Origin of the sequence: Acinetobacter sp. YH12126 (assembly GCF_013418745.1) — a bacterium.
GTDB lineage: Bacteria > Pseudomonadota > Gammaproteobacteria > Pseudomonadales > Moraxellaceae > Acinetobacter > Acinetobacter amyesii.
Genome location: NZ_VPBM01000002.1, coordinates 208,199 through 221,342, shown reverse-complemented (window position 1 = coordinate 221,342; position 13,144 = coordinate 208,199). Strand labels below are relative to the sequence as shown.

Genomic DNA, 13,144 nt, shown 5'->3' with positions numbered 1-13,144 from the left:
CAGGGTGGTTTAGCTTTAAAACCACAGCATGCTATGATGAAAAAAACGAGCAATAGAGAATTAACTTCATGACTTGGAAAATTCAAGCAATTTCTGGTGATTTAACAGGACAAGAAATTAGTATTGAACGAGATATGTTGGTGGGTCGCCACCAGCAAGCAGATATTGTTTTGCAAGAATCTGATGTGTCGCGTAAACATGCTGCTTTTATACTGAAAGATCAGGCACTCTGGTTGCAAGATCTTAATTCATCCAATGGGACGTTTATTAATGATGTCCGTTTGACTGGTGAATCACTTTTAAAAGAAGGTGATATTGTACAGTTTGCCAGTGTGAAGTTTAGTTTATTGGCTCCAGCTAAAGCTGTTCAGATCCCAGCGGATATTGAACAAAGCATTGAAGCGTTGCAAACAGAAGAAATTACACCTGTTCAGCAGCCGTCTGAAGCTGTTGCAGTTTCTGAAACTGTGGCACAAGAGTCTGTAGCAAACACGTCTGAGACTAAGGCACAAGAGCCTGTTGTTAAAACCGCAGCACAACAAATGAATGATCAAGGTATGCCTGAGTTGAAAGAGCGAGATGGCTCGGTTCAATTGACTCGTGATGGTATGCCGACCAATGTAGGTGTGCCTAAACCTGCACCAATTCCTGAGGGAATTGATATTACTGCTGCTTCGAAAAATGAAGCATGTGATGTAGAGATTCCAGCGACATGTGTAGAGCAAGAGCGTGAAGCGCAAAAAAATGCCTCTGTGGGTTTAATCTCAGTCATTGTTTTAATCATTCTTGCAATTATTGCATGGGTCTTGTTTAAATAAACCGAGACATTCCTCAAAAGGCATGCATGGGCATGCCTTTTTTATGGGGAAAATTTACAAAAAAATAGAGGGACATTATGTTTGAAGTTCGTTTAGCAGAACGCCAAATGATTTTATTTGATCTGGATGGAACGCTAGTCGATTCAGCATCTGACTTACATCGTGCGATGAATATGAGTTTAAATGCGTTGCAATTACCGTTGGTCACAGAAGCGCAGGTGCGAAACTGGATTGGGAAAGGAACTTCATTGTTTTGTCATAGCGTACTTGAATACTTGACCGGGAAGGTGGATGCCGCACAGCACCATCTTTTACTGGAAACTTTTCTAAAGATTTACAATGCAGATCCTTGTGTTTTGACGCAGCCCTTTGACGGCATTCTAGAGTTCTTGGATTGGGCAAAAGCAGAAGAGAAAATTCTGATTTGTGTGACCAATAAACCAGAGCAACCGGCACGCAGTATTGTGCAGGCACTAGGTATGCATGAATACTTTGATGATGTGATTGGCGGAGATCGTTTTGAAGAGCGTAAACCACATCCCAAGCAGCTAGAGTATTGTGCGGAGCATTATGCCTTGCCGAAACAGCAAATTTTGATGGTGGGTGATTCTGTCAATGATGTAGAGGCAGCACGTCGTGCGGGTATTGATTGTATTGTGGTCAGCTATGGCTATAATCATGGTGAAAATATTCGAGATTGTCAGCCGCAGCACGTGGTTGATAACTTAAAAGAATTATTGGGTTGAAATAAGTAGGGTTAAGGAAGTGAAAATGAGCAAGTGTGTAGGTTTTCGATGGCGTCACTCAATCAGCATGAGAAGAAATTAACTGAAATTGACCACGCGAAATATAGAGAAACCGAAATGACTACACAAACTCAATTTGAACAACTGAAAACTGCTGGATATAACTTGATTCCAGTATATCGTCAGCGTTTGGCAGATACAGAAACTCCACTTTCTGTCTTTGCGAGATTAAAACAACATAAACAAGCCTATTTATTTGAATCTGTAGAGGGTGGCGAAAACTGGGCGCGTTACTCCATTATTGGCTTGGGCGAGTCCACCGTATTTTCGTGCAATGAAGGGCAGTTGACCGTTCAACATGCTGATGGCTCGGTTGAAAAACAACAATGTGCTGACCCATTTCAATACATTCGTGACTTCCAAGCACAATATAAAGTGCCTACACAGCAAGATTTGCCAGCGTTGCCGAGCTTTACCGGTGGATTGGTTGGATACTTTGGTTATGATGCTGTACGTTATATCGAACCAAAGCTCAATAATGTTCCAGAAGCTGACCCGGTCGGGATTCCGGATATTTGGATGATGCTATCAAAAACCGTCATCGTCTTTGATAACCTTAAGGATACCTTATTCTTAATTGTGCATGCCGATGTAAATGATGCTGAGGCCTATACCAAGGCGCAGCAACAATTGGATGAGCTAGAAGAACTTTTGGCAACCCCAATTGCACTCAAAGCAAATAAGCATACTGCACCACAGTTTGAATCCATCACCGGACACGATAACTTTATTGACTCTATTGCAAAAGTAAAAGAGTACATTAAAGCCGGTGATGTGATGCAGGTTGTGCCAGGTCATCGTATGGTATCCGATTTTGATGGTGAGCCTTTACAGGTCTATCGTGCACTACGTCACCTCAATCCATCGCCATATTTGTTCTTGGTGCAAGGGCAGACACTTGAAAATGACATTCCTTTTCATATTGTTGGTTCATCACCTGAAATTTTGTCTCGTTTAGAAAATGGTGTGGCAACAGTTCGTCCTTTGGCGGGAACGCGACCACGGGGTAAAACAAAAGAAGAAGATTTAGCGCTAGAAAAAGATTTGCTATCTGATGAAAAAGAAATTGCAGAGCATTTGATGTTGATCGATTTGGGGCGAAATGATGTTGGACGCGTTTCTAAAATCGGTAAAGTTCACGTGACTGATCAAATGGTGATCGAACGTTATTCGCATGTCATGCACATTGTGTCAAATGTGCAAGGTGAAGTACGTGATGATGTCGATGCTTTGGATGTTTTTAAGGCAACATTCCCTGCGGGTACGCTTTCAGGCGCACCAAAAATCCGTGCTATGGAAATTATTGACGAAGTTGAACCAGTAAAACGTGGAATTTTTGGTGGTGCTGTTGGTTATTTAGGCTGGCATGGCGAAATGGACATGTCGATTGCGATTCGTACCTGTGTAATTCGTCAAAATAAGGTCTATGTTCAAGCTGGAGCAGGGGTGGTGTACGACTCAAATCCTGAATCAGAGTGGAATGAAACCCAAATAAAAGCTCGCGCAGTGATCAAAGCGGTTGAATTATCGTCAAATGGATTGATTTTATGAGTTTTTCACGTTTTTTTTAGAAAAAACACTTGCAAGGATTTCAAGATTTGCTAAACTGCACACCGTTCCGATACGAAACGTACGAAACACTAAGAAACGCCGGCATAGCTCAGTTGGTAGAGCAACTGACTTGTAATCAGTAGGTCCACAGTTCGAATCCGTGTGCCGGCACCATCTTAGAAAGTTTGAGAGTGAGTAGAGAGAACAACACTGAAGTAAGTGTAAAATGGTGAGGTTCCCGAGCGGTCAAAGGGGGCGGACTGTAACTCCGCTACGAAAGTTTCGAAGGTTCGAATCCTTCCCTCACCACCAATTTTAAGACTTCAATAAGTGGTTTGTACCAACATCGTGCGGGAGTAGCTCAGTTGGTAGAGCGGTAGCCTTCCAAGCTACATGTCGCGAGTTCGACCCTCGTCTCCCGCTCCATATCTATTGAAGTGCTTATATTTGCTCTTATAGCTCAGTGGTAGAGCACTCCCTTGGTAAGGGAGAGGTCTCGAGTTCAAATCTCGATAAGAGCTCCAGATTTTACAGTTTAGCAACTTTAAATGTTGCGCAAGATTCCAGAAGCAGGCTTTTTAGTCTGCTTTTCAAGTATTGGGTGTTTATTTTTTTTAGGCGATATGTCGGAGCTGGGTTTTACTCAGAATTGTGTTCGACGTAAACGAGGAAGAAAAGCATGGCTAAGGCTAAGTTTGAACGTAATAAGCCGCACGTTAACGTGGGCACAATCGGTCACGTTGACCATGGTAAAACGACTTTAACAGCTGCAATTGCAACTGTATGTGCAAAAAAATTCGGTGGTGAAGCGAAAGATTACGCTGCAATCGACTCTGCACCAGAAGAAAAAGCACGTGGTATTACAATTAATACTTCACACGTAGAATACGATTCTCCAATCCGTCACTACGCTCACGTAGACTGCCCAGGTCACGCCGATTATGTTAAAAACATGATTACTGGTGCTGCGCAAATGGATGGTGCGATCCTTGTTTGTTCGGCGACTGATGGTCCAATGCCACAAACTCGTGAACACATCCTCCTTTCTCGTCAGGTAGGTGTACCTTATATCGTTGTATTCCTAAACAAATGCGATATCGTAGACGACGAAGAATTAATTGAATTAGTAGAAATGGAAGTTCGTGAACTTCTTTCTACTTATGACTTCCCAGGCGACGACACTCCAGTAATCCGTGGTTCTGCTCTTGCAGCGCTTAATGGTGAAGCTGGTCAATACGGCGAAGATGCTGTAGTTGCTCTTGTTGAAGCTCTTGACTCTTACATCCCAGAACCAGAACGTGCTATCGACCAAGCATTCCTTATGCCAATCGAAGACGTATTCTCAATTTCAGGTCGTGGTACAGTAGTAACTGGCCGTGTTGAAACTGGTATCGTGAAAGTAGGCGAAGAAGTTGAAATCGTTGGTATTAAAGATACAGTTAAAACAACTGTAACTGGCGTAGAAATGTTCCGTAAACTTCTTGACGAAGGTCGTGCGGGCGAGAACTGTGGTGTTCTTCTACGTGGTACTAAACGTGAAGACGTTCAACGTGGTCAAGTACTTGCTAAACCAGGTACAATCAAACCGCATACTAAATTCGACGCAGAAGTATACGTACTTTCTAAAGACGAAGGTGGCCGTCATACTCCATTCCTTAACGGTTACCGTCCACAGTTCTACTTCCGTACAACTGACGTAACTGGTGCGATCTCGCTTAAAGAAGGCGTTGAAATGGTTATGCCTGGTGACAACGTAGAAATGTCAGTAGAATTAATCCACCCAATCGCAATGGACGCTGGCTTACGCTTTGCGATCCGTGAAGGTGGCCGTACAGTTGGTGCGGGTGTTGTTTCTAAAGTAACTGCATAATATAATACAGTTATCTTTGTACAGATCGAGAGTTTCGACTCTCGATTTGCTCTGCAGGTCAGTAGTTCAATTGGTAGAGCGTCGGTCTCCAAAACCGAATGTTGGGGGTTCGAGTCCCTCCTGGCCTGCCAAATTTTTTTAAAAAGAAGCTTGATGCTGGCTCAACTGGTCATATAATAAGTCGCGAATCCTACGACGAGTACAAAAATGTCGAATGATAAATCGCGTGACGCATTAAGCGACGCGCCAATTCCTCAAAGAAATAATCCTGCTGAAGTTGTTAATTCTGGTTCCCCTTTAGACTATGTTCTGTGGGTTATCGCGTTGATTTTACTCGGTAGTTCTATGATGGTGAATCAACATTTGCCAGCATACTGGGCACCAGCGAATGATGTTTGGGTCCGTGTTGGGGTAATTTTGGCTTGTATCATCGTGGCTTTAGGTTTATTATACGCCACCCATCAAGGCAAAGGCTTTGTTCGATTGTTGAAAGATGCTCGAATTGAGTTACGTCGAGTGACTTGGCCAACCAAGCAAGAGACCATGACCACATCTTGGCAGGTACTTGCGGTAGTCTTAGTGGCATCTATTTTATTATGGTGCTTTGACTATGCTTTGAGCTGGTTAATGAAGTTTATTATCGGGTAAGAGAGCTATGAAACGTTGGTACATTATTCATGCCTATTCTGGTTATGAAAAACAAGTGTTACGCTCACTTAATGATCGAATCCAGCGTAGCGCTGTAGCCGATAGCTTTGGTGAAGTCCTTGTCCCTACTGAAGAAGTAGTGGAAATGAAGGATGGTAAGAAACGTAAATCTGAGCGTAAATTCTTTCCCGGCTATGTGTTAGTCGAGATGGAAATGAATGATGAAACTTGGCACATTGTTAAAGAATGTCCAAAAGTATTAGGTTTCATCGGTGGTACTGCAGAAAAGCCTGCACCAATTACGCAAAAAGAAGCTGATGCGATTCTTGCACGTGTACGCAATACTGGCGAAGCACCTCGTCCTAAGACGATGTTTGAACCAGGTGAAGAATTACTCGTAATTGACGGTCCATTCACCGATTTTAAAGGCGTGGTGGAAGAAGTTCTATACGATAAGTCACGTTTGACGTTGACGATTAATGTATTTAATCGACCAACTCAGGTTGAGCTGGAATTTCGCCAAGTCGAAAAATCGGTTTAATTTAACTTGGTTGATAAACGCCCGATTTGTTATGAGTCGGGCATTGTTGTTGTAACGGTATCGTTACTTATATGTATGGGGAGCCTAGCGGCGTTAGTACCCAGAGGTAATTGAAATGGCTAAGAAGATTGACGGCTATATCAAGCTGCAAGTTCCAGCTGGTAAAGCAAATCCATCTCCACCGATTGGTCCTGCACTAGGTCAACGTGGTGTTAACATCATGGCATTCTGTAAAGAATTCAATGCTGCGACACAAAAAGTTGAAGCTGGTCTTCCAATTCCAGTAGTGATCACTGTGTACAACGACAAGTCGTTCACATTCATCATGAAAACTCCTCCTGCTGCGATTCTTCTTAAGAAAGCTGCGGGCATCCAAAAGGGTTCAGCTGTACCTAACAAAACTAAAGTTGGTAAGTTGACTCGCGCTCAATTAGAAGAAATTGCGACTACTAAAGAACCAGATCTTACTGGTGCTGATTTAGACGCACGTGTACGTACCATTGCTGGTTCTGCGCGTTCTATGGGCTTGGAAGTGGAGCTATAAGACATGGCTAAATTAACTAAACGTCAAAAAGCCATTGTTGCTGCTGTTGAAGCTAACAAAGTTTACACTTTGGAAGAAGCAGTTGCAGTTCTTAACGGCCTTCCAGCAGTAAAATTCAAAGAATCTTTGGATGTTGCTGTAAACCTAGGTGTTGATCCTCGTAAATCTGACCAAGTTGTTCGTGGTGCGACTACACTTCCTGCAGGTACTGGTAAAACTGTACGTGTAGCTGTGTTTGCTCAAGGCGCTGCTGCTGAAGCTGCTAAAGCTGAAGGCGCGGACGTTGTTGGTTTTGATGATCTTGCTGAAAGCATCCAAGCGGGTAACCTTGACTTTGACGTAGTAATTGCAGCTCCGGATGCAATGCGCGTTGTTGGTAAGTTAGGTACGATTCTTGGTCCACGTGGCTTAATGCCAAACCCTAAAGTGGGTACTGTAACTCCTGACGTAGCTTCTGCTGTTAAAAACGCGAAAGCTGGTCAAGCACGTTACCGTGTAGACAAAGCGGGTATTATCCACGCTGCGATCGGTCAAGTGGGTTTTACTGCTGAAGCTGTTCGTTCAAACGTTGAAGCTCTTGTAGCTGACCTTAAGAAAGCAAAACCTGCTACTTCTAAAGGTGTTTACATCCAAAAGATCACTCTAAGCTCTACTATGGGTCCTGGTCTTGTTGTTGATGTAGCAAACGTTTCTAAATAAGTTTCGACTTATTACAGAATTTTAAAGCCCTGAGTAATATTTAAAGCGCTGCTTTAAATATTACGCAAGAAGCGCTTCGTCGTATATTGCGTAATTCAGGCAAACTTTGAATTGATAAATTTAGATTTATCAGCGTCAAAGACCTCAGGCGAGGGGAGTTTTATGCTTTCTTCTTAATAGCCCAGCCTGAGTAGACGCGGTGGTGTGATTTGTTCCTCCTCCGCGTGTTGGTTCAGTGATGAGCTAACGAATTGGGAGTGCATCTGTATAGGTGCATAAATCACCGTTAGGAGGTTTTACAATGGCTCTTCTTATCGAAGGCAAAAAACAGATCGTAGCTGAAGTAACTGAAGTTGCTTCTACTGCGTATGCTGCTGTTGTTGCTGACTATCAAGGTTTAACTGTTGAGCAATTAACTGCTCTACGTGTTGAAGCTCGTAAACTAGGTGTTGCTACTCGTGTAGTTCGTAACACTTTGGCTAAACGTGCTCTTCAAGATACTCAATTCAATATCTTGAGCGACAACCTTGTTGGCCCAACAATCTTAGCTTTCTCAACTTCTGAAGACGACATGGGCGCAGCTGCTCGTTTGTTCGAAGAATTTGCTAAAACTAATAAAGCATTTGAACTTAAAGCTGCTGCATTTGACGGTAAGGTTTATCAAGGTGCTGAAGTTAGCGTTATCGCGAACCTTCCAAACCAAGAGAAAGCGCTTACTATGCTTGCAAACGTTCTTCAAGCTCCTATTTCGAAATTGGGTCGCCTTATTACTGCGCTCAAAGAGAAAAACGAGTCAGAAGCTGCTTAAGCTTAAATCAATTTACACACCATTCAATACCCATTTGGAGTTACTCTCATGGCTTTAACAAACGAAGAAATCTTAAACGCAGTTGCTGAAAAAACTGTTCTTGAACTTGTTGAACTTATTTCTGCTTTCGAAGAAAAATTCAACGTATCTGCTGCTGCTGTAGCAGTTGCTGCTGCTCCTGGCGCTGCTGGTGCTGCTGCTGAAGAACAATCAGAATTCAACGTTGAGTTGACTTCTTTCGGTGCTAACAAAGTTGCTGTAATTAAAGCAGTTCGTGAAGCTACTGGCCTTGGTCTTAAAGAAGCTAAAGATCTTGTTGAAAGCGCTCCTTCAGTTCTTAAAGAAGGCGTTTCTAAAGAAGAAGGCGAAGAACTTAAGAAAAAACTTGAAGAAGCTGGTGCTACAGTTACACTTAAGTAATCTTAAGGGGAGTCGATTTTTTTATAATCGGCTCCAAAAAATGGCTGGTGGCCCTTGGGTCATCAGCCTTTTTGCGTTACAATAATCGGCTCGATTTTTGTTTGCATGATATAAAAATCATACAAATTAAAAATAATTTATAAAACCAAACGCTTACCAATATTTTTCAGTAAAAAAATATTGTTAAGCGTTTTAATACCACTAAAAATTGCAGCATTTGTGAAAGTGGTGGCCATATCGGCCTGCGTAATTCCTTCTAAGTTCGTTCTGCAGGCGGACTTAGTTTACTTTCCGAGGACTCCAGATGGCATACTCATATACCGAAAAGAAACGGATCCGTAAGAATTTTGGTAAATTGCCCAAGGTAATGGATGTTCCGTACTTGCTCGCGATTCAAGTCGACTCGTACCGAACTTTCCTTCAAGACGGCAAAACTCCAAAAAACCGCGAAGATATCGGTCTCCAAGCCGCATTTCGTTCAGTTTTTCCTATTGAAAGTTATTCTGGCAATGCTGCTTTAGAATTTGTTGAGTATAGTCTTGGTAAGCCTGAATTTGATGTGCGCGAATGTATTCTTCGTGGCTCAACTTATGCGGCGCCAATGCGTGTAAAAATTCGTCTGATCATTAAAGATCGCGAAACTAAAACAATCAAAGATGTGCGTGAGCAAGAAGTCTACATGGGTGAAATGCCACTTATGACAGACAACGGTACCTTTGTGATCAATGGTACTGAGCGTGTAATCGTATCTCAATTACACCGTTCACCAGGTGTATTCTTTGACCACGATAAAGGCAAAACTCACTCTAGCGGTAAAGTTCTTTACTCTGCTCGTATCATTCCTTACCGTGGTTCATGGTTAGACTTTGAATTCGATGCAAAAGATCTTGTATATGTTCGTATTGACCGTCGTCGTAAATTACTTGCGACTGTTGTGCTTCGTGCCTTGGGTTATAACAACGAACAAATCCTAGACATGTTCTACGAAAAAGTACCTGTATATCTTGATATGGGTAGCTATCAAATTGACTTGGTTCCAGAACGTCTACGTGGCGAAATGGCACAGTTTGATATCGTGGGTACAGACGGTAAGACAATTGTTGAACAAGGTAAACGTATTAACGCGCGCCATGTTCGTCAAATGGAAGCAGCAGGTCTTGAAAAACTTTCTGTTCCTGATGAATACCTATATGAACGTATTGTTGCTGAAGATGTAACGTTACGTGATGGCGAAGTAATTGCTGCAAATACAGTACTAAGCCATGAAATTATGGTGAAATTGGCTGAAGGCGGCGTTAAACAATTCAACGTACTTTATACCAATGACATCGACCGTGGCCCATTCATTGCGGACTCTTTACGTGCAGATACTACAACTGGTCGTGAAGAAGCACTTGTAGAAATCTACAAAGTGATGCGTCCGGGTGAGCCACCAACAAAAGAAGCTGCTGAAAACTTATTCAACAATTTATTCTTCTCTTCTGAACGTTATGACTTATCACCAGTAGGTCGTATGAAGTTCAACCGTCGTTTGGGTCGTCCTTACGAAGTGGGCACGGATCAGAAGTCTCGTGAAGTTGAAGGTATTCTTTCGAACGAAGACATCACTGATGTATTGAAAACATTAGTTGAAATCCGTAACGGTAAAGGTGAAGTCGATGATATCGATCACTTGGGTAACCGTCGTGTTCGTTCTGTTGGTGAAATGACAGAAAACCAATTCCGTGTTGGTCTAGTTCGTGTTGAACGTGCTGTTAAAGAACGTTTATCTCAAGCTGAAACTGATAACTTGTCTCCGCAAGATTTAATCAATGCGAAACCAGTTGCTGCTGCAATCAAAGAATTCTTTGGTTCAAGCCAGTTGTCTCAGTTCATGGACCAAAACAACCCGTTGTCTGAAATTACACACAAACGTCGTGTATCAGCATTGGGCCCAGGTGGTTTGACTCGTGAGCGTGCGGGCTTCGAAGTACGTGACGTACATCAAACTCATTATGGTCGTGTATGTCCAATTGAGACTCCTGAGGGTCCAAACATTGGTTTGATCAACTCACTTTCTGTTTATGCGAAAGCGAATGATTTTGGTTTCTTAGAAACGCCTTACCGTAAAGTTGTTGATGGTCGTGTAACGGATGACGTTGAATACCTTTCTGCGATTGAAGAAGTAGGTACTGTGATTGCACAGGCCGATTCAGGTGTAGATAAAGACGGTAATTTAACAGAAGAATTTGTTTCTGTACGTCACCAAGGTGATTTCGTACGTATGCCTCCTGAAAAAGTGACGCATATGGACGTATCTGCACAGCAGGTTGTATCTGTTGCTGCATCACTTATTCCATTCCTTGAACACGATGATGCCAACCGTGCATTGATGGGTTCAAACATGCAACGTCAGGCAGTACCTACGTTGATCGCTGACAAGCCGCTTGTTGGTACAGGTATGGAAGCAAACGTAGCGCACGACTCAGGTGTATGTGTTCTTGCGAAACGTGGTGGCCGTATTGAATTCGTCGACGCGTCTCGTGTTGTTATTCGTGTAAACGAAGACGAAATGATCGCGGGTGAAGCAGGTGTAGATATCTACAACCTGATCAAATATACACGTTCTAACCAAAACACTTGTATTAACCAAAAAGTGCTTGTAGGCCTTGGTGATCAAGTGGGTCGTGGTGACGTATTAGCTGATGGTCCATCTACAGATGGCGGTGAATTGGCATTGGGTCAAAACATGCGCGTAGCATTCATGACTTGGAACGGTTACAACTATGAAGACTCGATCTTATTATCTGAGCGTGTGCTTCAAGAAGATCGTTTAACATCAATCCACATTCAAGAATTGTCATGTGTAGCACGTGATACTAAATTGGGTGCGGAAGAAATTACTGCCGATATCCCGAACGTGGGTGAAGCAGCACTTTCTAAACTTGATGAGTCAGGTATTGTTTACATCGGTGCAGAAGTAACAGCGGGCGATATCCTTGTAGGTAAAGTAACACCTAAGGGTGAAACCCAACTTACTCCGGAAGAAAAACTTCTTCGTGCAATCTTCGGCGAAAAAGCGGCTGACGTTAAAGATTCATCTTTACGTGTATCTTCTGGTGTTAAAGGTACTGTTATTGACGTTCAAGTGTTTACACGTGATGGTCTTGAAAAAGACGAACGTGCTCAAGCAATTGAGAAAGCACAACTTGATGCTTACCGTAAAGATCTGAAAGAAGAATTCAAAATCTTTGAAGAAGCAGCTCGTGAACGTATTGTTCGTTTGTTGAAGGGTCAAGAATCGAATGGTGGCGGTACAACTAAACGCGGTGACAAATTAACTGAAGAGTTATTGTCTGGTCTTGAGTTGGTTGATCTTATTGAAATCCAACCAGTTGACGAAGCGATTGCTGAGCGTTTAACTCAAATTCAAGTGTTCTTGAAAGAGAAGAGCCTTGAAATTGACGAAAAATTTGCAGAGAAAAAACGTAAATTGTCTACAGGCGATGAACTGACAACTGGCGTATTGAAAGTTGTTAAAGTTTACTTGGCTGTAAAACGTCGCATCCAACCGGGTGATAAAATGGCGGGTCGTCACGGTAACAAAGGTGTTGTATCAAACATCCTACCTGTAGAAGACATGCCACACGATGCAAACGGTGTTCCAGTTGATGTTGTACTTAACCCACTGGGTGTACCATCACGTATGAACGTGGGTCAGATTCTTGAAACTCACTTAGGTATGGCGGCTAAAGGTCTTGGCGATCAAATCGACAAGATGATGAAAGAGCAACGTACTGTACTTGAGCTTCGTGATTTCTTAGACAAGATTTACAATAAAGTTGGTGGCGAACAAGAAGATCTTGATAGCTTGACTGATGAAGAAATCTTGGTGCTTTCAGGTAACTTGCGTAAAGGTGTTCCTTTAGCAACACCGGTATTTGATGGTGCTGAAGAATCACAAATCAAAGAATTGTTAGAACTTGGTGGCATTTCACGTACTGGTCAAACAGTATTGTATGATGGTCGTACAGGTGAACGTTTTGATCGTCCAGTAACTGTGGGTTACATGTACATGTTGAAACTGAACCACTTGGTTGACGACAAGATGCATGCGCGTTCTACTGGTTCTTACTCTCTAGTAACTCAACAGCCGCTTGGTGGTAAAGCACAATTCGGTGGTCAGCGTTTCGGTGAGATGGAAGTATGGGCACTCGAAGCTTACGGTGCAGCATATACACTTCAAGAAATGCTTACTGTGAAGTCGGATGACGTTGAAGGTCGTACCCGTATCTATAAGAACATTGTAGATGGTAACCATTACATGGACCCAGGTATGCCTGAATCGTTCAACGTATTGACCAAAGAGATCCGTTCTTTAGGTATCAACATTGAACTGAAAAATGGTGACTAATTAGCTCCATTGAATCTCCCTTGTGAAGCAGTGCTTCTCACCTCTT

At 42.6% G+C, this 13,144-nt stretch carries 11 protein-coding genes and 5 tRNA genes; all 16 read left to right on the top strand.

Features of this window, described 5'->3' with window-relative positions:
* Positions 1–68: 68 nt before the first annotated feature.
* Complete coding sequence (locus FTU62_RS01085; RefSeq protein ID WP_180101534.1) at positions 69–818, top strand: FHA domain-containing protein; 750 nt, start codon at positions 69–71, stop codon at positions 816–818.
* Between the two features lie 77 nt (positions 819–895).
* Positions 896–1,564, top strand: coding sequence for a phosphoglycolate phosphatase (gene gph, locus FTU62_RS01080; protein WP_180025946.1), 669 nt, complete (start codon positions 896–898; stop codon positions 1,562–1,564).
* A 117-nt stretch (positions 1,565–1,681) separates the two neighbouring features.
* The gene (gene trpE, locus FTU62_RS01075) at positions 1,682–3,175 is read left to right on the top strand and encodes an anthranilate synthase component I (protein WP_180101728.1); all 1,494 of its coding nucleotides are present in this window, start codon (positions 1,682–1,684) and stop codon (positions 3,173–3,175) included.
* A 98-nt stretch (positions 3,176–3,273) separates the two neighbouring features.
* Positions 3,274–3,349 (top strand) — tRNA-Thr (locus tag FTU62_RS01070).
* 54 nt (positions 3,350–3,403) lie between these two features.
* Positions 3,404–3,487: transfer RNA gene (locus FTU62_RS01065), tRNA-Tyr, on the top strand.
* 38 nt (positions 3,488–3,525) lie between these two features.
* Positions 3,526–3,601 (top strand) — tRNA-Gly (locus tag FTU62_RS01060).
* Between the two features lie 23 nt (positions 3,602–3,624).
* Positions 3,625–3,699 (top strand) — tRNA-Thr (locus FTU62_RS01055).
* 155 nt (positions 3,700–3,854) lie between these two features.
* The gene (gene tuf / locus FTU62_RS01050; RefSeq protein WP_180077405.1) at positions 3,855–5,045 is read left to right on the top strand and encodes an elongation factor Tu; all 1,191 of its coding nucleotides are present in this window, start codon (positions 3,855–3,857) and stop codon (positions 5,043–5,045) included.
* Positions 5,046–5,100: 55 nt separating this feature from the next.
* Positions 5,101–5,176, top strand: a tRNA-Trp gene (locus FTU62_RS01045).
* Between the two features lie 76 nt (positions 5,177–5,252).
* Positions 5,253–5,693 (top strand): preprotein translocase subunit SecE, encoded by a 441-nt coding sequence (gene secE / locus FTU62_RS01040; RefSeq protein ID WP_078189832.1) that lies wholly within the window; start codon positions 5,253–5,255, stop codon positions 5,691–5,693.
* A 7-nt stretch (positions 5,694–5,700) separates the two neighbouring features.
* Positions 5,701–6,234, top strand: a complete 534-nt coding sequence (nusG, locus tag FTU62_RS01035) for a transcription termination/antitermination protein NusG (protein ID WP_078189831.1) — start codon at positions 5,701–5,703, stop codon at positions 6,232–6,234.
* Positions 6,235–6,349: 115 nt separating this feature from the next.
* Positions 6,350–6,778, top strand: coding sequence for a 50S ribosomal protein L11 (rplK, locus tag FTU62_RS01030; RefSeq protein WP_004868049.1), 429 nt, complete (start codon positions 6,350–6,352; stop codon positions 6,776–6,778).
* Between the two features lie 3 nt (positions 6,779–6,781).
* Entirely contained in the window at positions 6,782–7,477 is a 696-nt protein-coding gene (gene rplA, locus FTU62_RS01025) for a 50S ribosomal protein L1 (RefSeq protein ID WP_078189830.1), read from the top strand.
* Positions 7,478–7,778: 301 nt separating this feature from the next.
* Positions 7,779–8,285, top strand: a complete 507-nt coding sequence (gene rplJ, locus FTU62_RS01020; RefSeq protein WP_111885844.1) for a 50S ribosomal protein L10 — start codon at positions 7,779–7,781, stop codon at positions 8,283–8,285.
* Positions 8,286–8,333: 48 nt separating this feature from the next.
* On the top strand, positions 8,334–8,705 hold the full coding sequence (gene rplL, locus FTU62_RS01015) for a 50S ribosomal protein L7/L12 (RefSeq protein WP_078189828.1): 372 nt from the start codon (positions 8,334–8,336) through the stop codon (positions 8,703–8,705).
* A gap of 304 nt (positions 8,706–9,009) precedes the next feature.
* Positions 9,010–13,098 carry a DNA-directed RNA polymerase subunit beta gene (rpoB, locus tag FTU62_RS01010; protein ID WP_180101532.1) on the top strand — a complete coding sequence of 1,363 codons (4,089 nt, stop codon included), beginning with the start codon at positions 9,010–9,012 and terminating at the stop codon, positions 13,096–13,098.
* Positions 13,099–13,144: the final 46 nt, after the last annotated feature.

Bases quoted from the DNA above. Each gene is read 5' to 3' on its own strand.
- FTU62_RS01085 (WP_180101534.1), top strand. From the start codon at position 69: ATGACTTGGAAAATTCAAGCAATTTCTGGTGATTTAACAGGACAAGAA.
- gph (WP_180025946.1), top strand. From the start codon at position 896: ATGTTTGAAGTTCGTTTAGCAGAACGCCAAATGATTTTATTTGATCTG.
- trpE (WP_180101728.1), top strand. From the start codon at position 1,682: ATGACTACACAAACTCAATTTGAACAACTGAAAACTGCTGGATATAAC.
- tuf (WP_180077405.1), top strand. From the start codon at position 3,855: ATGGCTAAGGCTAAGTTTGAACGTAATAAGCCGCACGTTAACGTGGGC.
- secE (WP_078189832.1), top strand. From the start codon at position 5,253: ATGTCGAATGATAAATCGCGTGACGCATTAAGCGACGCGCCAATTCCT.
- nusG (WP_078189831.1), top strand. From the start codon at position 5,701: ATGAAACGTTGGTACATTATTCATGCCTATTCTGGTTATGAAAAACAA.
- rplK (WP_004868049.1), top strand. From the start codon at position 6,350: ATGGCTAAGAAGATTGACGGCTATATCAAGCTGCAAGTTCCAGCTGGT.
- rplA (WP_078189830.1), top strand. From the start codon at position 6,782: ATGGCTAAATTAACTAAACGTCAAAAAGCCATTGTTGCTGCTGTTGAA.
- rplJ (WP_111885844.1), top strand. From the start codon at position 7,779: ATGGCTCTTCTTATCGAAGGCAAAAAACAGATCGTAGCTGAAGTAACT.
- rplL (WP_078189828.1), top strand. From the start codon at position 8,334: ATGGCTTTAACAAACGAAGAAATCTTAAACGCAGTTGCTGAAAAAACT.
- rpoB (WP_180101532.1), top strand. From the start codon at position 9,010: ATGGCATACTCATATACCGAAAAGAAACGGATCCGTAAGAATTTTGGT.